Below are 21,085 nucleotides of genomic sequence, written 5' to 3' on the forward strand. Positions count from 1 at the left end.
CCGAGGAAACCACATGAGACTGCCGCGCGAGATCGGACCCATCCACTTTGTCGGGATCGGCGGGATCGGCATGAGCGGCATCGCCGAGGTGCTGGTCAATCTCGGCTATGCCGTGCAGGGCTCGGACGCCTCCGACAATTACAATCTCGACCGGCTGCGCAAGAAGGGCGCCAAGGTCTCGGTCGGCCACAAGGCCGAGAATGTCGATGGCGCCGAGGTCGTCGTGGTCTCCACCGCGATCAAGCGCGACAATCCGGAATTGATGGCGGCGCGCGAGCGCCGCATTCCCGTGGTGCGGCGCGCCGAGATGCTGGCCGAGCTGATGCGGCTGAAGAGCTGCGTCGCCATCGCCGGCACCCACGGCAAGACCACCACGACGACGATGGTCGCCACGCTGCTCGATGCCGGCGGCCTCGATCCCACCGTCATCAATGGCGGCATCATCAACGCCTACGGCTCGAACGCGCGGTTAGGGGCCGGCGACTGGATGGTGGTGGAGGCCGACGAGAGTGACGGCACCTTCCTGAAGCTGCCGACCGATGTCGCGATCGTCACCAATGTCGATCCCGAACATCTCGATCACTTCAAGACCTTCGACGCCGTGCAGGATGCCTTCCGGCATTTCGTCGAGAACCTGCCGTTCTATGGCTTCGCCGTCATGTGCATCGATCATCCCGTGGTGCAGAGTCTCGTCGGCAGGATCGAGGATCGGCGAATCATCACCTATGGCGAGAACCCGCAGGCCGATGCGCGGCTGGTCGATCTCACCGCGGGCGGCGGCGGCTCGAAATTCAAGGTCGTGATCCGTGATCGCAAAAGTGGGGCCGTGCACGAGATCGCCGACCTCGCGCTGCCGATGCCGGGCCGGCACAATGCCTCGAACGCGACGGCGGCGATCGCGGTCGCGCACGAGCTCGGCGTGTCGGACGAGGCGATCCGCAAGGCGATGGCCGGCTTCGGCGGCGTCAAGCGGCGCTTCACCAAGACCGGCGAATGGAACGGCGTCACCGTGATCGACGATTACGGCCATCATCCCGTGGAGATCGCGGCGGTGCTGAAGGCGGCGCGCGATTCCTACACCGGCAAGGTGATCGCCGTGGTGCAGCCGCACCGCTACACCCGCCTGCAATCGTTGTTCGAGGAGTTCTGCACCTGCTTCAACGATGCCGACGCGGTGGTCGTCGCCGACGTCTATGCCGCCGGCGAAGCGCCGATCGATGGCATCGACCGCGATCATTTCGTAGCGAGCCTGCGCGCCCACGGCCACCGTGAGGTGATCCCGCTGCCGGCGGCCTCGGAGCTCGCGGGCATCGTCAAGAAATTGGCGAAGCCCGGCGATCTCGTCGTGTGCTTGGGGGCAGGCAACATCACGCAATGGGCGTATGCCTTGCCGGACGAATTGAAGGCGCAGGGGTAGGGCGGTGAGCTTTCCCGACATCACCCCTTCGCTGAAAGCCGCGATGCCCGAGCTTCGCGGCCGACTGCTCGCCAACCAGTCGCTGGCCGAGCTCACCTGGTTTCGCGTCGGCGGCCCGGCGCAGGTGCTGTTCACGCCCGCGGACGAGGACGATCTCGCCTATTTCCTCGCGCATCTTGCGCCCGACATCCCGGTCTATGTCGTCGGCGTCGGCTCCAACCTCATCGTGCGCGACGGCGGCATTGCAGGCGTGGTGGTCCGTCTTGCCCCGCGCGCCTTCGGCGAAGCGAGCGCGAGCGGCGATGTGGTCACTGCCGGCGCTGCCGCGCTCGACAAGCGCGTGGCGGAAGTTGCGGCCGCCGCCAACATAGGCGGGCTCGAATTCTACTTCGGCATTCCCGGCACCATCGGCGGCGCGCTGCGCATGAATGCGGGCGCCAATGGCGGCGAGACCAAGGACGTGCTGATCGAGGCGCGGGGCGTCGGGCGCGACGGCACCAAGCACGTCTTCTCCAATGTCGACATGAAGTTCGTCTACCGTAACAGCGGCGTTGATCCATCCATCATCTTCACCTCCGCGCGCTTTCGCGGCGAGATCCGGGACGCTGAGACGATCCGCGCGCGGATGGCGGAGGTTCAGAGCCACCGGGAGAGCGCCCAGCCGATCCGCGAGAAGACCGGTGGCTCGACCTTCAAGAATCCGCCCGGTCATTCCGCCTGGAAGCTGGTCGACGCCGCCGGCTGCCGCGGCCTGCGCGTCGGTGGCGCGCAGGTCTCGGAAATGCACTGCAATTTCCTGATCAACACGGGCGATGCCACCGCGCACGACATCGAGACGCTGGGCGAGACCGTGCGCGAGCGCGTGAAGGCGAATTCCCGAATTGAGCTACACTGGGAAATCAAGCGGATCGGGGTTTCATGATTCCCGTCATTCCGGGATGCGCCGATAGGCGCAGGCCCGGAATCCATACCCCCAGGCTGTGGTTATCGATTCCGGGCTCGCGACTTCGTCGCGCCCCGGAATGACGAACGAGAGAGATTGCGGACTATGAACATGCGCATCACCATCCTCTTCGGCGGCTCCAACCGGGAGCGTCTGGTTTCCGTCGCCTCAGCTCAGGCGCTGCATCAGGCATTGCCCGAGGCCGATCTGTGGTGGTGGGACGTCGAGGACAAGGTGCATGTGGTGCAGTCCAAGCAGCTGCTCGACCATGCCCGTCCGTTCGAGGACGAGTTCAAGCCAGGTACGCGTGGCATTCCGCTGGAGCAGGCGCTCGACCAAGCCAAGGCGGAAGGCCGCGTGCTGGTGCTCGGCCTGCATGGCGGGCGCGCCGAGAACGGTGAATTGCAGGTGATGTGCGAAGCGCGTGGCGTGCCGTTCACCGGTTCGGGCTCGGCATCCTCGCATCTCGCCTTCGACAAGTTCGCAGCCAAGCATTTTGCCGCGCTCGGCGGTGTGACGCCGCCGGAAAACGTTCCGCTCGACAAGATCGACGAAGCCTTCGCCGAGTATGGCAGGCTGATCGCAAAGCCGGCGCGCGACGGCTCGAGCTACGGCCTGATCTTCGTCAATGCCAGGCAGGATCTCGTCGCCGTCCGCAACGCCGCCAAGCACGAGGAGTACGTGATCGAGCGCTACATCGCCGGCGTCGAGGGCACCTGCGGCGTGCTGGAGCGCACCGATGGCTCGATCATCGCGCTGCCGCCGATCGAGATCATTCCGGGCGAGGGCAATTTCGACTACGCCGCAAAATATCTTTTGAAGTCGACACAGGAGATCTGCCCCGGCCGCTTTTCGCCCGAGATCACCGCCGCTCTGAAGGAGCAGGCGATGGCGGCGCATCGCGCGATGTCCTGCACCGGCTATTCGCGGTCGGACTTCATCATCTCGGACAAGGGCCTCGTCTATCTCGAAACCAACACGCTCCCCGGGCTGACGAAGTCGTCGCTCTACCCCAAGGCGCTGAAGGCCGAGGGCATCGCGTTCGTGGACTTCCTGCGCGGCCTGATCGAGCTCGCCGAGCGGCGGGTGCGGAAATAATTAGGACTGGTTAACGGCCAAACGGTCGAAATGACCCGGTTTGGCCCCCAAAACCGGTAAAATGCCGGACATCGCGGCATAAACGCCAGATATCGCGGGGCAAAAAGCATCCGGCGTTAACGAATTTTACCTTTTGTTTACCAGGACGTCCGAAGGTTAACGCTGGCGGCGCATATGGCGTTTTGGCTGCCGGCGCGTGAGCTGTTTGCGGTGATGTCACCGCCAGCGAGCGTTTTGAAGGGGAGAGGCTTCATCTGCTGAAGACCAGCACCCGGCCCGGCAAGTCCCAGACGTCATGTTCGCCAGGTTCCGCGCGGTGTCGCGGGAAAACTGTTGACGAGCTCGCGTGCAATGGATGGTGCAGGAAGCCTCACCCGGTCGTTTCTGAGATCGCTGAGGCCCCAAGCTGACCTGAAGGCGGCCGCTATCGGAGCGGTCGTGCTTCTGCGCGAGTGGATGCAGGACAGGCACGCCGAGGCACGCGCCGCTGCCAACGACAAGATCAAGACCAGGGCCAAGGCGAAAGCCGTCATCGAGCGCGAGCCGCCGCCGCGCATGGTCGCGCTGGTCGAGCGCTATCTGCCGCACCGGGTCGGACTCAGCATGACCGTGCTGCTGCTGATCGGAAGCTGCGGCTTCGGCATCGTCAAGGGCGGCCACCTCCAGGATTTCATCACCGCGGTCAGCGACGCCCGCAATGCGCTGGCCAATTCCGCCGGCTTCCGCATCACCTCCGTCGTGATCAATGGCCGCAAGCAGCTGACCCAGGACGAGATCCTCGCCATCGGCGGTGTCAGCGGCCGCTCCTCGCTGCTGTTCCTCGATGCCGAGGCGGTGCGCGACAAGCTCAAGGCCAATCCCTGGATCGCCGATGCGACCGTGCTGAAGCTCTATCCGGGCCAGCTCATGATCGAGCTCACCGAGCGCAAGGCGTTCGCGCTGTGGCAGGAGGCCGGCCGGCTCTCCGTCATTGCCGAGGACGGCGCCGTGCTCGAACCCTATGTCTCGCGCCGCTTCCTGTCGCTGCCGCTCGTGGTCGGCAAGGGTGCCGACACGCAGGCCCGCGATTTCCTCGCCCTGCTGGCGCGCTATCCGCAGGTCAATTCGGTCACCAAGGCCGCGATCTATGTCGGCGAGCGGCGCTGGAATCTGCGGCTCAAGGACGGTCTCGACATCCGCCTGCCCGAGCAGGACGTCGGCAACGCGCTCGCGATGCTGTCCAAGCTCGACAAGGACGACAGGCTGTTCTCCCGCGACATCGTCGCCGTCGACATGCGCCTGCCCGATCGCCTCGTGGTCCAGCTGTCCGAGGACGCCGCCAAGGCGCGCGAGGAGCAGTTCAAGGACAAGAAGAAAAAGAAGGCCGGGGATTCCGCATGACCGGTCTCGATCGCACCCAGACGCCGAAGACGCGCCCGATGCCGCACAAGCGCGGCGGCCTCGTCGCCTGCCTCGATATCGGTACCAGCAAGATCGCCTGCATGATCGCGCGGCTGAAGCCGTCGCCGCCGAGCGATGCGCTGCGCGGCCGCACCCATGCGGTGGAATTGATCGGCTACAGCCAGATTCAGTCGCGCGGCATGAAGGCCGGCGCGGTGATCGATCTCAGCGAATGCGAGCAGGCGGTACGCCAGGCCGTCGGGCTCGCGGAGAAGATGGCCAAGGTGCGGGTCGAGTCCGTGCTGCTGTCGGTCTCCGGCGGTCGCCTCGCAGGCCAGCTGGTCGAAGCCGCTGCCGACATCCGCGGCGGCGCCGTGACTCCGGCCGACGTCAGCCGCGTCACCTCCACGGGCATGCGTCACGCCACTGGCGACGGCCGCACCGTGCTGCACGCCCTGCCGGTCGGCTACACGCTCGATGGCGTCAAGGGCATCCGCGATCCGCGCGGCATGGTCGCACATCAGTTCGGCGTCGACATGAACGTCGTCACCTGCGACGCCACCGTGGCGCGGAACCTGATGCTGGCGGTCGAGCGCTGCCACATCAATGTCGAAGCCATGGCAGCGAGCTCCTATGTGGCGGGCCTCTCGGTGCTGACCGACGACGAGGCCGATCTCGGCGCCGCGGTCGTCGAGATGGGCGCCGGCACCACCACGATTGCCGTTTATTCAGGCGGCCGTTTCGTGCATGCGGCGGGTTTTGCGGTCGGCGGGCAACACATCACGATGGATCTTGCGCGCGGACTCTCCGCGACCATTGCCGATGCCGAGCGAATCAAGACGTTATACGGGACCGTCATCACCGGCGGATCGGACTCGCGTGAGCTGATGTCTGTGCCGACAGCCGGTGACGAGCAGGATCTGCCGCAGATCGTCTCCCGCGCCACCATCGCCAACATCGTCAAGCACCGTGCCGAGGAAGTCTTCGAAATGGTTCGGGACAAGCTGAAGGATTCGCCCTTCGCCGCAGAGCCCAACGGCCGCGTCGTGCTCTCGGGCGGCGCCTCGCAGCTGACCGGCCTGGTCGAGCTCGGCACCCAGATTCTCGGCCGGCCCGTGCGGGTCGGACGCCCGCTCGGCTTCGGCCGGCTGCCCAACGAGGCGAAGAACGCCGCGTTCGCAGCGCCGGCCGGACTTCTCGTCTACCCGCAATATGTTCACCTCGAACATGTCGAACCGCGGCATACGCGGCAGCAGGTCAAGACAGGGACCGGCGGTTATTTCGGAAAGGTCGGACGATGGCTACGCGAGGGCTTCTGATGTCTGCTTTCCGCAATTATCGATTTTCACCAACTCCCGCGGCCACCGGCCGGGGCGAACCCACGCGCGCGTGACGAGAGGCAGCAACCATGACCATCAGCATCAACGTTCCTGATATTCACGAACTGAAGCCCCGGATCACCGTGTTCGGCGTCGGCGGTGCCGGCGGCAACGCCGTCAACAACATGATCACGGCGGGCCTCCAGGGCGTCGATTTCGTGGTCGCCAACACCGACGCGCAGGCGCTGACGATGTCGAAGGCGCAGCGCATCGTGCAGATGGGCACGGCGGTCACGCAGGGCCTCGGCGCCGGTTCGCAGCCGAACGTCGGCGCCGCCGCGGCGGAAGAGGTGATCGACGAGCTGCGCGACCATCTCTCTGGCGCCAACATGGTGTTCGTCACCGCCGGCATGGGCGGCGGCACCGGCACCGGCGCTGCGCCCGTCATCGCCAAGACCGCGCGCGACATGGGCATCCTCACCGTCGGCGTCGTCACCAAGCCGTTCCACTTTGAAGGCGGCCGCCGCATGCGCACCGCCGAGGCCGGCATCAACGAGCTGCACAAGGTCGTGGATACGCTTCTGATCATCCCGAACCAGAACCTGTTCCGGGTCGCCAACGAGAAGACCACCTTCGCCGACGCCTTCGCCATGGCCGACCAGGTGCTGTACTCGGGCGTTGCCTGCATCACCGACCTGATGGTCAAGGAAGGCCTGATCAACCTCGACTTCGCCGACGTCCGCGCCGTCATGCTTGAGATGGGCAAGGCGATGATGGGCACCGGCGAGGCCTCCGGCGACAAGCGCGCGCTGACCGCCGCCGAAGCTGCGATCGCCAATCCGCTGATCGACGACAGCTCGATGAAGGGTGCCAAGGGGCTCCTCATCTCGATCACCGGCGGCAAGGATCTCACCCTGTTCGAGGTCGACGAGGCCGCGACCCGCATCCGCGAGGAAGTCGACCAGGACGCCAACATCATCGTCGGTGCGACCTTCGACGAAGCGCTCGACGGCCTGATCCGCGTCTCGGTCGTTGCCACCGGTATCGAGCAGGCCGCGATCGCCCGCAACAGCCAGGCGACCTCCGCGCCCGTCGCCAACCCGGCGCCCCAGGCGCAGCAGGCTGCGCCGCCGGCCGTTGCTGCCGAGAGCCGTCTCGCCGATCTGACCGCCCGGCTCCGTGCCGACAATCAGCGCCTCGCTGATCGTGCCCAGAAGCTGGAAGCGCAGGCTCCGGGGGCCGCGCCTGCTCCGGCCGCTGCGGCGCCGCGTCCCAACGTCGAGCGGGCCGCGCTTGCCGCCATCGCCGCCGCCGTTGCGGACGTCCCGCAGCCGCCCGCGCCGACGCAGACCTATGGCGACGTCACGGTGCGTCCGATCGCGCAGAAGCCGACCCTGTTTCCGGAGCCCGACATGGCCCCTGTCGCAATGCAGGAGCCGATGACGCCCGAAAACTTCATCCCGCCGCAGGCCGAGCGTCCGCCGGTCCGCACGCCCCGGATGCCGCGCATCGACGAACTGCCGATGCCGGCACAGGCCGAGATTCGTCAGGCCCGCGGCGAGGTCGAGGAGGAGGCTCCGCAGAAGAGCCGCCTGTCGCTGCTCCAGCGCCTCGCCAATGTCGGTCTTGGCCGGCGTGACGAGGAAAGCGAGCCGCCCGTGGCCGCCCGCACTGCCGGCCCGGCAATGGCGCCGCTGCCCGAGCGCCGCCCCCAGAAGACCGTGGCGCAGCAGATCGCAGCTAACGAGCCGGTATCGGAGTATGCCCGTCGTCCCGCGCCGCAGGGCCTGGACATGCATGGCCGCCCCGCGCCTGTTGCACCGGCGCCACAGGGGGACGACCATCTTGATATCCCCGCCTTCCTGCGACGGCAGGCGACCTGAGGATTGTTACAATAAGGCTGACGAAAAAAGGTCCCGGCAACAGCTTGCCGGGACCTTTCCTTTTGCCCCGTGCATGTCCGGATTGCACAGCCAAGCAACTGATTTTAAATCATTAATTACACATTCGGTGGTTCAGTAAAACTACCGGTACCCCCTCCGAACTGCCGCGTAATTTGGTTAAGCCTTGGCGCGAATACGGCGGGTTTGGGGTAACAATCGGTAAAAAAGCGTGAGTTGGCGCTGTTTGAGGCAGTGACTATGGTTTGGCGTGACTTGGGGATACGGATTCGCGGGGACGTCGGCACTGGCCGGCGAGGCGGGTCTGGTATAAGTCGCGATGATCGTAGTGGGGCGGGTTCCTGATGAAATTTAGCCGGCAAACAACGCTTCGTGCGCAAGCCTCGGTGGCAGGCGTAGGCGTTCATTCCGGTCTTCCCGTCACTCTCACGCTCGGGCCTGCGCCTGTCGACGCGGGTTTTGTTTTTGTCCGCACCGGGCTCGAGGGAAGCGACCGCGAAGTTCAGGCCACCGCCGAGCAGGTGATCGCGACAGACTTCGCCACTGTTCTCGGCGATCGCAACGGTCCGCTAGTCTCCACCGCAGAGCATGTGCTTGCTGCACTGCGGGGCATGGGCGTCGACAACGCCACGATCGAGATCGACGGGCCTGAAGTGCCGATCATGGACGGCAGCGCCGCTGCCTTCATTGCGGCGATCGACCAGGCCGGCATCGTCACCCAATCGGCTCAGCGCCGCTTCATTCAGGTTTTGAAGCCGATCTCGGTCAAGATCGGTGACTCCTTCGGCGAGATCAGGCCCTATGCCAATGGGTTCCGCGCCGAAGTCGAGATCGACTTCACCAATCCCGTCATCGGCCAGCAGAGCTACGCTTTCGACCTCAGCCCGGAACGTTTCCGCCGCGAAGTCGGTCGGGCCCGGACTTTCGGCCTGATGGGCGATGTCGCGCGGCTCTGGAGCGCGGGCTATGCCCTCGGCGCCTCCTTCGACAACACCATCGTGTTCGACGACGAGCGGCTGCTCAATACCGAAGGCCTGCGCTACGCCGACGAATGCGCCCGCCACAAGGTGCTGGACGTGATCGGCGATCTCGCGCTGGCCGGCCTGCCGCTGCTTGGCGCGTTCCGCTCGGTACGTGGCGGCCACAAGCTCAACCACGCTGTCCTGACCGCGCTGCTGGCCGATCGTGCCGCCTGGCGCGTGGTCGAGGGCGAAGTGGCCCGCCGCACCACCCGTCCGGTCGGCGAAGTCGGTGGCAGCATCATCGGCGGCCGGATCGCCGCGGCCTACGGGCCGGACGTGTCCTGACAGAGCCGTTGTCGCAGGCGCGGTTGCGCCCGACCCCCGGGAAACTCCTGGTAACCATGATCGGCTAGGATTGCGGCGCGTTCGCCTTAATCCGGGCGAAATGCCTGCCTATCCGGTTCATTAACGATCCTTTTTCGGATCAATCGGCGTGGTTGGCATGGCAGGCACCACGGTTACATTTCGCGGCCGTGACGGGGGTCATGGGCTGGCGGGCACCGCATCACAGGGCGTCAAGGCAAAACTCATGTCGGCACAGCGTATGACGCGCGGATATCTCTCGGTCGGAGCCGCTCGACTGGCTCAGGCTGCCACTCTTTTCATGCTGGCGCTGCCGCTGGCCGGTTGCGGCACCGGCTCGCTCTGGGACAAGTTCACCGCCAAGGACGACACCTTCGTCGAGGAGCCCGCCGACAAGATCTACAATGAGGGCCTGTACCTCATGAACGAGAAGAAGGACATGAAGGCGGCGAACAAGAAGTTCGAAGAGGTCGACCGCCAGCATCCTTATTCCGACTGGGCCCGCAAATCGCTGCTGATGTCGGCCTACGCGTCCTACCAGGGCGGCGACTATGACGGCTGCATCGGCGCCGCCACCCGCTACGTCACGTTGCATCCCGGCAGCCCGGACGCGGCCTATGCGCAATATCTGATCGCAGCTTCCCATTACGACCAGATCCCGGACGTCAGCCGCGACCAGGCCCGCACCGAGAAGGCGATCGCCGCGCTGGAAGAGGTGGTGCGCAAATATCCGAACTCGGAATACGCCACGTCGGCGAAAGCCAAGATCGAGGGTGCCCGCGACCAGCTCGCCGGCAAGGAAATGAATACCGGCCGCTACTACGCGCAGAAGCGCGACTACACGGCCGCGATCAACCGCTACAAGACCGTCGTCACCCAGTACCAGACCACCCGCCATGTCGAAGAGGCGCTGTTCCGTCTGACCGAGGCCTATATGGCGATCGGCATCGTCGGCGAGGCGCAGACCGCGGCGGCCGTGCTTGGGCACAATTTTCCTGACAGCCGCTGGTACAAGGACGCCTATAATCTTGTAAAATCCGGCGGTCTCGAGCCGAGCGAGAATCAGGGGTCCTGGATCAGCCGGACCTTCAAGAAGATGGGTCTCGGCTAGGAAATTTGGTTCCATGCTGGCGCGTCTGTCGATCCGTGACATCGTCCTGATCGAACGGCTCGATATCGAATTCGCCACCGGCCTTGCGGTTTTGACCGGCGAGACCGGTGCGGGCAAATCCATCCTGCTCGATGCCTTTGCGCTGGCGCTCGGCGGCCGCGGCGACGCCGGCCTCGTGCGCCACGGCGTGGAGCAGGGGCAGGTCACCGCCGTGTTCGATGTCCCCAAGAATCACCCCGCGGCCAGGATCCTGGCCGAGAACGGTCTGGACGACACCGGAGAGATGATTCTCCGCCGCGTGCAGCTGTCCGACGGCCGCACCCGCGCCTTCATCAACGACCAGTCGATCAGCGTGCAGACGCTGAAGGCGGTCGGTGCCGCCCTGGTCGAGATCCACGGCCAGCACGACGAGCGCGCGCTGGTCGATGCAGCCACCCATCGCCGCCTGCTCGACGCCTTTGCCGGCCTGGAGAAGGACGTCGCCGCCGTGGAAGCGCTCTGGGACGCGCGCCGCACCGCCAACACCGCGCTGGAGGAGCATCGCGCCGCCATGGAGCGCGCCGCGCGCGAGGCCGATTACCTGCGCCATGCCTCCGACGAGCTGAAGCAGCTCGCGCCCAAGGACGGCGAGGAGACCACGCTCGCCCATCGCCGCACCACCATGATGCAGGGCGAGAAGATCGCGTCCGATCTGCGCGAGGCGCAGGAAGCGGTCGGCGGCAATCATTCGCCGGTCGCGGCATTGTCGGCTGCGGTGCGCCGGCTGGAGCGCCGCGGCGTCAATTCGCCAGCGCTGGTCGAGCCCGCGGTGAAGGCGATCGACGCCGCCATCAACGCGCTGGAGGAGGCCGACCAGCATCTCCAGGCCGCGCTCGCCGCAACCGATTTCGATCCCGCCGAGCTCGAACGCATCGAGGAGCGGCTGTTCGCATTGCGCGCCGCCTCGCGCAAATATTCGACGCCGGTCGACGGGCTCGCGGCGCTCGCCGCCAAATATGCCGCCGACGTCGTGCTGATCGATGCCGGCGCCTCGCGGTTGAAGAAGCTGGAGCAGGCCGCGATCGAGGCCGATAGCCGTTATGCGGCGGCCGCCAAGAAGCTGTCGCTGGCGCGGCAGAAGTCGGCCGAGAAGCTCAACAAGGCGGTCAATGCCGAGCTCGCCCCGCTCAAGCTCGAACGCGCAAAGTTCATGACCCAGGTCGAGACCGACGAGGCCGCACCGGGGCCGCAAGGTTTCGACCGCGTCGAGTTCTGGGTGCAGACCAATCCCGGCACCAAGCCGGGGCCCCTGATGAAGGTCGCCTCCGGCGGCGAGCTCTCGCGATTCCTGCTCGCGCTCAAAGTCGTGCTGTCCGACCGCGGCTCGGCGCCGACGCTTGTCTTCGACGAGATCGACATCGGCGTCGGCGGTGCGGTTGCCGACGCCATCGGCGGGCGCCTGGCGCGGCTTGCCGGCAAGGTCCAGGTGATGGCCGTGACCCACGCCCCGCAGGTCGCCGCCCGCGCCGACCAGCACCTCCTGATCTCCAAGGACGCCCTCGACAAGGGCAAGCGCGTCGCCACCCGCGTCAACGCACTCGCTGCCGACCACCGCCGCGAGGAGATCGCGCGGATGCTGGCGGGCGCCGAGATCACCGCCGAGGCGAGGGCGGCGGCGGAGAGGCTGCTCAAGGCGGCAACGGCTTAGGCTCGTGTCCCGGACGCGGTGCAGCGCGTAGCGCTGCTCCGCAGAGCCGGGACCCAGAACTCCCACCGCATGGGCCCCGGCTCAGCAGCGCATCGCCGAAGAGGCGCTGCGCTGGGTCCGGGGCACGAGATTTCCACAAGCCTTTACCCCTCCGCCCGCTCCGTCGTATCCAAGCACCATGGCAAGAGCAGCAAAATCGAAACCGCTTCGCGACGTCGCCGATCTCACCAAGGCGCAGGCCAAGGTCGAGCATATGCGGTTGTCGCTCGAGATCGAGGGGCACAACGAGCGCTACTATCAGGAGGATGCGCCCACCGTCACGGATGCGGAATACGACGCTCTGCGTCAGCGTCTCAACGCGATCGAGACGCGTTTCCCGGAGTTCGTCAGCGCGGACTCGCCCTCACAGAAGGTCGGCGCGGCACCCTCGGGGCGCTTCAAGAAGGTGCGGCACGCGGTGCCGATGCTGTCGCTCGACAATGCCTTCGCGGAAGAGGACGTGCGCGACTTCGTCGGCCGGATCGTGCGCTTCCTGAAGCTCGACGACGACAAGGTGGATTTCTCCGCCGAGCCGAAGATCGACGGCCTCTCGATGTCGCTGCGCTACAAGGGCGGCGAGCTCGTCACCGCGGCGACGCGTGGCGACGGCGCGGTGGGGGAGGACGTCACCGCCAACATCCGCACGCTCGAAGACGTGCCGCAGAAGCTGAAAGGGCGCAACGTCCCTGATATCTGCGAGGTGCGCGGCGAGGTCTACATGACCAAGAAGGCGTTCCTGGCGCTCAACGAGCGGCAGAAGGCCGCCGGTGACACCATCTTCGCCAATCCGCGCAACTCTGCCGCAGGCTCGCTGCGGCAGAAGGATCCGACCATCACCGCCTCGCGTCCGCTCGGCTTCTTCGCCTATGCCTGGGGCGAGATGAGCGCGATGCCCGAGGCGACGCAGAGCGGCATGATCGGCTGGTTCGAGCGCTGCGGCTTCAAGACCAATCCGCTGACCAGACTCTGCCATTCCGTCGAGGAGCTGCTCGCCTTCCATCATGCGATCGAGGAGCAGCGCGCCAGGCTCGACTACGACATCGACGGCGTCGTCTACAAGGTCGACCGCATCGACTGGCAGGAGCGGCTCGGTTTCGTCTCGCGCACGCCGCGCTGGGGCATCGCGCACAAATTCCCGGCCGAGCGTGCCATGACCGTGCTGCGCGACATCGAGATCCAGGTCGGCCGCACCGGCTCATTCACGCCGGTCGGCAAGCTCGAGCCCGTCGGCGTCGGCGGCGTCATCGTGCAGAACGTCACGCTGCACAACGAGGACTACATCAAGGGCATCGGCAACAAGGGCGAGGTATTGCGCGAGGGCCGCGACATCAGGATCGGCGACACCGTCGTGATCCAGCGCGCCGGCGACGTCATCCCGCAGGTGGTCGACGTCGTGCTCGACAAGCGGCCGAAGACGGCGAAGGAATTCCACTTCCCGAAGAAGTGCCCGTGTCCGCTGCACACCGACGTCACGCGCGAGGAGACGGCGGCGGGCGAAGAGGGCTCGCGTGCGCGCTGCACCGGCGAGTTCGCCTGCCCCTATCAGAAGATCGAGCACCTCAAGCTGTTCGTGTCGCGCCGCGCCTTCGACATCGACGGTCTCGGCGAAAAGCAGCTCCAGTATTTCTTCGATGAGGGGTGGGTGAAGGAGCCCGCGGACATCTTCACGCTGGAGAAGCGCAATTCGAAGCTCAAGCTCGAAGAGATCGAGGGTTATGGCGCAACCTCGGTGCGCAACCTGTTTGGCGCCATCGAGAGCCGGCGCAGAATCGCGCTAGAGCGCTTCGTCTATGCGCTCGGCATGCGCCATGTCGGCGAGACCACGGCGTTGGCGCTGGCGCGCGGCTACGGCTCCTGGGACGCCTTCCATGACGCCTGCCTGAAGGTCGCCAAGGGCGACGAGGAAGCGATGGCGGACATGGACGCGCTCGACCAGATCGGCGACACCGTGATCAAGAGCATCGCCGATTATTTCGGCGAGAGCCACAATCGCGGCATCGTCGAGCGGCTGACCGGGGAGGTCGAGATCGTCGACGCCGAGAAGCCGAAGAGCAACTCAGCCGTCGCCGGCAAGACCGTGGTGTTCACCGGCTCGTTGGAGAAAATGACGCGGGATGAAGCGAAGGCGACTGCGGAACGGTTGGGTGCAAAAGTGTCGGGCTCGGTGTCGAAGAAGACCGACCTTGTCGTCGCCGGCCCCGGCGCAGGCTCGAAGCTCGCGGAAGCCAACAAGCACGGCGTCAAGGTGTTGACCGAGGACGAGTGGCTGAAGCTGACCGGGGAGTGAGGGAGGGCGCCGTGGTGCAATTCACTCCACTGTCATCGCCCGGGCGATCCAGTACGCTGTCGTCCGTTAAGAAGCCGGATTGATCGAGGCTGGCCGGGCGAGCGTGCGCCATAGCTGGGCCAGGAACAGGCACAAGAGATATCTCAGCCAGGCGAGGATGCGGCGGAAGTTGTGTCCGACGGCTGAGAGGACGACGTTGGCGGCATCGCCGGCGCGGCCTTTGAGGTAGCAGCGCCCGAGGTGGCCTTCCGCCTTCAGGTGTCCGATGATGGGCTCGATGGCGGAGCGGCGGCGCAGCTCGCGCTTGATGACACCGAAAACGCCGCGCTTCTGGCCGGAGATGAAGACGCGACGGGGATTTTGTGCGTCGTGGCCGCGGTATCCCTTGTCGACATAGGCCCGCTCGATCGGACAGCCGGTGAGTGTCTCGGTGCGGTCAATGACGTCCCGCAAGGTGTGACCGTCGTAGGGGTTGTCGGGCAGTGCGCTGGCGTGCAGCACGAACAGGCCACCGGGAGCCCGGCGGTTGTTGGTGACGATGGAGGCCTTCACGCCGAACTCGTAAGGCGCGCTGGCCTTGCCCTTGCCGATGCACTCCACTTCCGGGGCATGGAAGGAATAGAGCTTCCAGCCGCGCTGGCGCTGCTGCTGCGAGCGGATCTGCGTGGCCCGGCCGAGCGGGAGGGCGAACGCCTGCTCCAGTGCTGGCTGGCCTTCGATCTTGCGGCGGATGTCGCGGATGATCCGGCCCAGCCGGCTACGCAGGATACGCAACTGCCGCTGATGCCGCCTGAACTGTTTGGCATGGGCGTAGCGGCCGGCCATCATCGCGGCGGCCTTGGCGATGCGAGCATAGGATTGCCGCAGCCTGACGCCGTGCCTGATCGCCAGGCGGTTGAGCCCCTTGATGGCCGCATGCAGCAGCTTGGCATCGGTCGGAAAGGTGATGGCCTTCGGCTGCACCGTGGTGTCGACCGTAACCCGCTTGAGGTCCTGGCTGCGTAATGCACCGGCCTCGTGCGCTACCCGCAAGCTCTCGGCCAGCAGCAACTCCAGCTTGTCGCCAAGCCGCTTGCGCCAATGGCTCAGGTCCGAGCGCTCGTGCGGGAACGTGTGCTGAAAGAACTCTTCCCCGGTGAAGAACTGGAAGTATGGGTCATGGACCCAGCGCTCGCACACCTCCTCATCGGACAGCCCGTAAATGTGCTTGAGCAACAGCAGACCGATCATGAAGCGCGTCTCGATCCCGGGCCTGCCGTTCTCGCTGTAGAGCGGCGCGATCTCGCCGTCGATCCAGTCCCAATCGACCTTGCCGGCGAGCAGAACCAGCTCGTGCTTCATATTGATGATCTGGTCGAGCCGAGCCCGGAACAGATCGTTCGATCCCGTCGTCTTGTGCTTCTTCGGCCGCATCGTTCCCTCCGATGCAGACAAGGAATCATGCTTCCCGCTTCGAGGGAATCCACGAAAACCAAATCGCAAGGTTCTGACGCCCAAAGCATCAAAACCTTGCAATCTGGAAATGCCCCTTAGCCCAAATCGAGATTCCCGATCAGTGGCTTAGTCCTTCTTCACGGACGACTACGCTGCGGCGGCTGCAATTGAGTCGATGGGCCGCGGCGTACTGGATCCCCCGCCTTCGCGGGGGATGACACCTGACGCGTTGAACAGGCGTCGCCCACAGCGACAGCTACATCACCCCGCGCTCTTCCTCCTCCGCCTGCTCGATCAGCGCCTCGCTCACCACGACCTCGCGGCGCGGCACGACGAAGATCATCGTGCAGGCGCAGAGCAGCGAGATGGCGAGCACCGCCGAGGTGAGCGGCAGCGTGGTGGCAGAATGGCCGCCGAGATAGGCGCCGAATTGCGACATCAGCGCGCCGATGCCTTGCTGGAGGAAGCCCATCGCGCCCGAGGCAGTGCCGGCGGCTTCGGGACGGATGCTGATGGCGCCGGCGGCTGAATTCGCCATCACGAACGCATTGCCCGCCATCACGATCATCTGCGTCCCGAACAGCCAGGCGGGAGCCTCGTTCCAGCCCATGAAACTCCACGACAGGTTCAACAGGCTGCCGCAGAGCTGGAGGGCCAGCCCGAACCAGATCAGCTTCTCCAGCGAGTGCCGGGGCGCAAAGCGCACGCAGAGTAGATTGCCGACCAGAAACGCAAGGCCCGTGCTCGCGAACCAGGCGCCGTATTCGGCGCTGCTCCGGCCCATCTGCGTCACCACGATGTAGGGCCCGCCGCCTGCGAAGGTGAAGATGATCTGCGAGGCCAGCACCTGGCACATGACGTAACCGACGAAGGCGCGGTTGCGGATCAGGATGCCGATGTCGGCGCGAAAGCCGCTGCCGGCCCCGCGGCTGCGACGCGTCTCGGGCAGCGCGAGCGCGATGCCGACGGCGACGATGATCGCGGCGATGGTGATGGCGTAGAAGATCGCGCGCCAGCCGAAGGCGGTCTCGATCAGGCCGCCGGTGAGCGGGGAGACCATCTGCCCGACCATCAGGGCCGCGACCACGAGGCTGATCATCGAGGCGACGCGGTCGCGCTCATAGATGTCGCGGATGATGGCGCGGCTCACCACCATGCCGGCGGCGCCGCCGAGCGCCTGGAAGAAGCGTGCAGCGATCAGCTGCGGCAGGGATTGCGCGAAGATGCAGGCGACGCTGGCTGCGACCATCAGCGCCAGCCCGCCGAGCAGCACCGGACGCCGGCCGAACCTGTCCGACAGCGGCCCCATGATCAGCTGCGACAGCGCGATGCCGACCATGTAGAGCGACACCGTCATCTGCGCGATCGAGATGTCGCTGCCGAAATTTGTCGCCAGCACGGGCAGCGCGGGAACCAGCATGTAAAGCGAGATCGGCGCAATGCCGGTCATCACGACCAGCAGCAGCAACACCAGGCGCGACGTCGCGATGTCGGTGGCCGCTCCCGGCGGCTTGCTGATCATGCCGTGCATGCGTGTCCGTCTCTCGAATGCGATTCGACTGTAGCGCGCTCGCGCAAGACGGATATCGGCGTTTCGGAATGCGGCTATACGGATTCCGGGACGCGGTGTGCGGACGCCGTTATTTTACGAGGTGCGCGTGCCGAGATGTTGTGCGCTCATGCCGCATCATTGGTGTCATTCCCCGCGAAGGCGGGGAATCCAGGATTCCAGAGGCAGAAATTGGATACGGAGAAGGCCGCGGCGTACTGGATGCCCGCCTTCGCGGGGCATGACAGCGAGTGTGAAGCGAGAGCCTTGCGCAAATCGCGTAGCGCTATGCGCGCACGGATGCGCGAACCTACGCCCTCAGCTCCGCCGTCGCCTGATCGAGCCAGGCCTGCGTCGCCTCATCCAGCGCCGGCCGCACCACGGCCTGCACGCGCGCGTGGTAGGCGTTCAGCCAATCGAGCTCGTCGCGGTTCAGCATTGCGACATCGATCAGCCGGCGGTCGATCGGCGCCAGCGTCAGGGTCTCGAACGCGTTCATCGGCTTCTCGGCGCCCTTGATGTCAGCGGCGACCACCAGCTCGAGGTTCTCGATACGGATGCCGAAACCGTCGGTCTTGTAATAGCCGGGCTCGTTGGACAGGATCATGCCGCGCTTCAGCGGCGTGATGCCGAGCTTGGAGATCCGCGCCGGCCCTTCGTGCACCGAGAGGTAGCTGCCGACGCCGTGGCCGGTGCCGTGCTCGAAATCGACGCCGGCGGCCCACAGATATTGCCGCGCCAGCGTGTCGAGTTGCGCACCCGTGGCGCCGTCGGGGAAGACCGCGCGCGCGATCGCGATATGGCCGCGCAGCACGCGGGTGAAGCGGTCACGCATCTCCTCGGTCGGCTCGCCCACGGCCATGGTGCGGGTGACGTCGGTGGTGCCGTCTTCATATTGCGCGCCGGAATCGATCAGCAGCAGGTCGCCGGCGACGATCCGGCGGTTGCTCTTGCGGGTGACGCGGTAGTGCACGATGGCGCCGTTCGGGCCCGTGCCCGATATGGTAGGGAACGAGACGTCCTTGAGCGCGCCGGTGTCGCGGCGAAACGTCTCCAGCGCCTCGACCGCGTCGATCTCGGTGAGCTTGCCGCTTGCCGCCTCGCGATCGATGAAGGCGAGGAAGCGCGCCAGCGCCACGGCGTCGCGCCGGTGCGCGGTCTGTGTGCCCGCGATCTCGCTTGCGTTCTTGACCGCCTTCAACAGCGCGATCGGATCGCTGCCGCGCACCGGCTTGCCGCCGGCGCCCGCGATCAGGCGGCTGAGAGCGTCGGCCGCGGTGGCATTGTCGAGCGCGATCGCGGCGCCGCTTTTGGCCAGCGCCATCAGCGTCGGCGCCATCGCATCGGGCTCGCGCACGTCGGCGGACCCTTCGAGATGGTCGCGGGTGAGGTTGGAGAGCTTGCGGTGGTCGATGAAGATGGTGGGACGGCCGTCCTTCGGCACCAGCGCATAGGACAGCGGCAGCGGCGTATGCGCGACGTCGGCGCCACGGATGTTGAAGGTCCAGGCCACGGCATGGCTGTCAGACACCACCAGCGCATCGACGCCGAGCTTGGCGATTTCCGTTCTGATCTGCGCCAGCTTGTCGGCTTCGGCAACGCCGGCATGCTGTAGTCCATGCACGGTCACCGGGGCGAGGGGGGGCTGCGGCCGGTCCTGCCAGATCGCGTCGACCGGATTGCCGTCGACGGCGACCAATTCGGCGCCGGCCTTGGCGCAGGCGGCCGCGAGGCGCTCGGCTGCCGAAGAAGTGTGCAGCCACGGATCAAATCCGAGGCGGTCGCCGGCCTTCAAGTGGGCGGACACCCAGCTTTCCGGCGGCGGGTCGATCAGCGATTCCACCGCCCAGGCCTTGGTATCGACCTGCTTGGCGGCCTGGAGCGTATAGCGGCCATCGACGAAAATCGCGGCTTCCTGGGTCAGCACCACCGCAAAGCCAGCCGATCCGGTGAAGCCGGTCAGCCAGGCGAGCCGCTCGTCGGACGGCGGCACATATTCATTCTGCTGCTGGTCGGCGCGGGGGATCACGAAGCCGGTCAGCTTGCGGCGGGCGAGTTCTTCACGGAGTGCAGCAAGGCGCGCCGTCAATGCGATGCCGGCCTCGGGCTCCTCGAATGTCTGGAAGTGCGCTTCGAACATGGTGGATCACTTTAGGATCATGGGGATCAGTCCGCAATCTAGACGCATTTGCGTCGCATCTGGCATGGACTCTGCTTGAAGGAGTTGCATTCGAATTGAGTGGAGTAAAGGGTGCGGCAGTTGCGCTTCGTCCGGATGACAGGGAAATTCGAGCAGGTGGTTCATCTCAACGGCGAGGGGACACACGATGCCATCATTCACCTTTGAGAAGATTTCGCCGCCGGCGCGCCGCGCCCCGGCTGCAACGACACCAAAGAAGCCGCGCGGCCTCATTAGCCAGATGATCGACCGTTTCGCCGAGCGCCGCGCCAGGCGGACGTTGCAAGCTGAGCGCGCGACGCGCCAGGACAAAAAGCCGGCGGAATAGCGACGCCGATGGCGCTGCGGTAGGGTGGGCAAAGCGCAAGCGTGCCCGCCACGTTTTTCTCCGCGGTGATAGAAGAGGTGGGTTACGCTGACGCTAACCACCCTACGACAGCTTCCGCAGCAACAGGCTGCTCCATCCCTCGATCCGAATGTGCCGCAGCGGCACGACGCCGCGCGCGCGGTATGCCGCGATCACGGCGGGGGCCTGATGCGTGAGCAGGCCGGAGAGGATGACGTGGGCGCGGGGAGCAAGGTGCCGCACCATCGGGCTCGCCAATTGCCTGAGCGGGTTGGCGAGGATATTGGCCAGCACCAAATCGAACGGACCGCGTTTGCCGAAATCCGGCGCGGCGAAGCCGGTGGCGCGGATCACCCGCACATGGTTGCCGACTTCATTCAGCATCGCATTCTCGGCCGCCACCCGCACTGACGGCGCATCGATGTCCGAGGCGAGCACGGCGCGATGCAGCGCCTTGGCCGCCGCGATGGCCAGCACGCCGGTCCCGGTGCCGAGGTCAAGCAGGTTCCTTGGGCGGGAACTCTTCAGGACATGGTCAAGCAGCAGTAAACAGCCGCGGGTGGTGCCGTGATGGCCGGTGCCGAAGGCCAGCGCCGCCTCGATCTCGATTCCGAGCTTGTTCGCTGCCACCCGCTCGCGGTCGTGGCTCCCGTGCACGACGAAGCGGCCGGCCGGCACCGGGACGAGGTCTTCCAGGCTGGCCTTGACCCAGTCCTTGGCCTCGACCGTGTCGAAGGCGAGCGTGGCGGCGATCTCATTTCCTGCCGAATTTACAACGAGTTCGCGCAGCAGCGCCTGGTCCGGCGCCTCGGCAAAATGCAGCGTGACATCCCATTGTCCGTCCGGCCGTTCGAAGGCCGCCACAGCCGCATCGCCCTCGAAAAACACCTCGGTGAGCACGTCGACGACGCGCTTGGCGGCCGCCTCACTGCCGATTGAAAAGCTGGCTCGATGGGTGGGGGAGAGCTGCATCTTAGGGTTCCGTCGGGTTCAATTTTTGGAACTTTCGTTCCTAATTTTCCGGATAACTTGCGGTTCCATCATTAACTCGGCCGTAGGTTGCATGCCGT

At 65.8% G+C, this 21,085-nt stretch carries 15 protein-coding genes; 11 read left to right on the plus strand and 4 right to left on the minus strand.

All coding sequences use genetic code 11. From position 1 onward, the window contains the following. Positions 1-13: 13 nt before the first annotated feature. The 10 genes from murC (at position 14) to ligA (ending at position 14,507) form a co-directional block, all read left to right on the plus strand. Positions 14-1,417, plus strand: coding sequence for a UDP-N-acetylmuramate--L-alanine ligase (gene murC, locus LPJ38_RS14385; RefSeq protein WP_145634706.1), 1,404 nt, complete (start codon positions 14-16; stop codon positions 1,415-1,417). A 4-nt stretch (positions 1,418-1,421) separates the two neighbouring features. Next, complete coding sequence (gene murB / locus LPJ38_RS14390) at positions 1,422-2,339, plus strand: UDP-N-acetylmuramate dehydrogenase (protein WP_145634699.1); 918 nt, start codon at positions 1,422-1,424, stop codon at positions 2,337-2,339. A 132-nt stretch (positions 2,340-2,471) separates the two neighbouring features. Beyond that, positions 2,472-3,458 carry a D-alanine--D-alanine ligase family protein gene (locus tag LPJ38_RS14395; protein WP_167520497.1) on the plus strand — a complete coding sequence of 329 codons (987 nt, stop codon included), beginning with the start codon at positions 2,472-2,474 and terminating at the stop codon, positions 3,456-3,458. A 351-nt stretch (positions 3,459-3,809) separates the two neighbouring features. Then, complete coding sequence (locus LPJ38_RS14400) at positions 3,810-4,838, plus strand: cell division protein FtsQ/DivIB (RefSeq protein ID WP_145634688.1); 1,029 nt, start codon at positions 3,810-3,812, stop codon at positions 4,836-4,838. Continuing rightward, entirely contained in the window at positions 4,835-6,157 is a 1,323-nt protein-coding gene (gene ftsA / locus LPJ38_RS14405; protein ID WP_145634682.1) for a cell division protein FtsA, read from the plus strand. The genes LPJ38_RS14400 and ftsA overlap by 4 nt, the downstream gene beginning before the upstream one ends. Positions 6,158-6,246: 89 nt before the next feature. Beyond that, on the plus strand, positions 6,247-8,040 hold the full coding sequence (ftsZ, locus tag LPJ38_RS14410) for a cell division protein FtsZ (protein ID WP_145634675.1): 1,794 nt from the start codon (positions 6,247-6,249) through the stop codon (positions 8,038-8,040). Positions 8,041-8,402: 362 nt separating this feature from the next. Then, on the plus strand, positions 8,403-9,365 hold the full coding sequence (lpxC, locus tag LPJ38_RS14415) for a UDP-3-O-acyl-N-acetylglucosamine deacetylase (RefSeq protein WP_145634671.1): 963 nt from the start codon (positions 8,403-8,405) through the stop codon (positions 9,363-9,365). 244 nt (positions 9,366-9,609) lie between these two features. Continuing rightward, a complete protein-coding gene (locus LPJ38_RS14420) occupies positions 9,610-10,494 on the plus strand; it encodes an outer membrane protein assembly factor BamD (protein ID WP_060735193.1) in 885 nt (294 codons plus the stop codon). A gap of 13 nt (positions 10,495-10,507) precedes the next feature. Continuing rightward, positions 10,508-12,181 (plus strand): DNA repair protein RecN, encoded by a 1,674-nt coding sequence (recN, locus tag LPJ38_RS14425; protein ID WP_145634665.1) that lies wholly within the window; start codon positions 10,508-10,510, stop codon positions 12,179-12,181. 178 nt (positions 12,182-12,359) lie between these two features. Further along, entirely contained in the window at positions 12,360-14,507 is a 2,148-nt protein-coding gene (gene ligA, locus LPJ38_RS14430) for an NAD-dependent DNA ligase LigA (protein ID WP_145634659.1), read from the plus strand. 66 nt (positions 14,508-14,573) lie between these two features. On the opposite strand, the gene LPJ38_RS14435 is transcribed toward ligA, so the two are convergent. The 3 genes from LPJ38_RS14435 to LPJ38_RS14445 form a co-directional block, all read right to left on the minus strand. Next, entirely contained in the window at positions 14,574-15,920 is a 1,347-nt protein-coding gene (locus tag LPJ38_RS14435; RefSeq protein ID WP_011084757.1) for an IS5-like element ISBj5_B family transposase, read from the minus strand. A 277-nt stretch (positions 15,921-16,197) separates the two neighbouring features. After that, positions 16,198-17,472, minus strand: a complete 1,275-nt coding sequence (locus LPJ38_RS14440; protein WP_145643057.1) for a multidrug effflux MFS transporter — start codon at positions 17,470-17,472, stop codon at positions 16,198-16,200. Positions 17,473-17,800: 328 nt separating this feature from the next. Beyond that, entirely contained in the window at positions 17,801-19,630 is a 1,830-nt protein-coding gene (locus tag LPJ38_RS14445) for an aminopeptidase P family protein (RefSeq protein ID WP_145643055.1), read from the minus strand. 187 nt (positions 19,631-19,817) lie between these two features. On the opposite strand from LPJ38_RS14445, the gene LPJ38_RS14450 reads away from it, so the two are divergent. Then, the gene (locus LPJ38_RS14450) at positions 19,818-19,997 is read left to right on the plus strand and encodes a hypothetical protein (protein WP_145643053.1); all 180 of its coding nucleotides are present in this window, start codon (positions 19,818-19,820) and stop codon (positions 19,995-19,997) included. 102 nt (positions 19,998-20,099) lie between these two features. Here LPJ38_RS14450 and LPJ38_RS14455 read toward each other — a convergent pair whose 3' ends face one another. Continuing rightward, positions 20,100-20,987, minus strand: a complete 888-nt coding sequence (locus LPJ38_RS14455) for a 50S ribosomal protein L11 methyltransferase (RefSeq protein WP_145643051.1) — start codon at positions 20,985-20,987, stop codon at positions 20,100-20,102. Positions 20,988-21,085 lie beyond the last annotated feature (98 nt).

It is taken from the genome of Bradyrhizobium daqingense (assembly GCF_021044685.1).
Taxonomy (GTDB): Bacteria; Pseudomonadota; Alphaproteobacteria; order Rhizobiales; family Xanthobacteraceae; genus Bradyrhizobium; species Bradyrhizobium daqingense.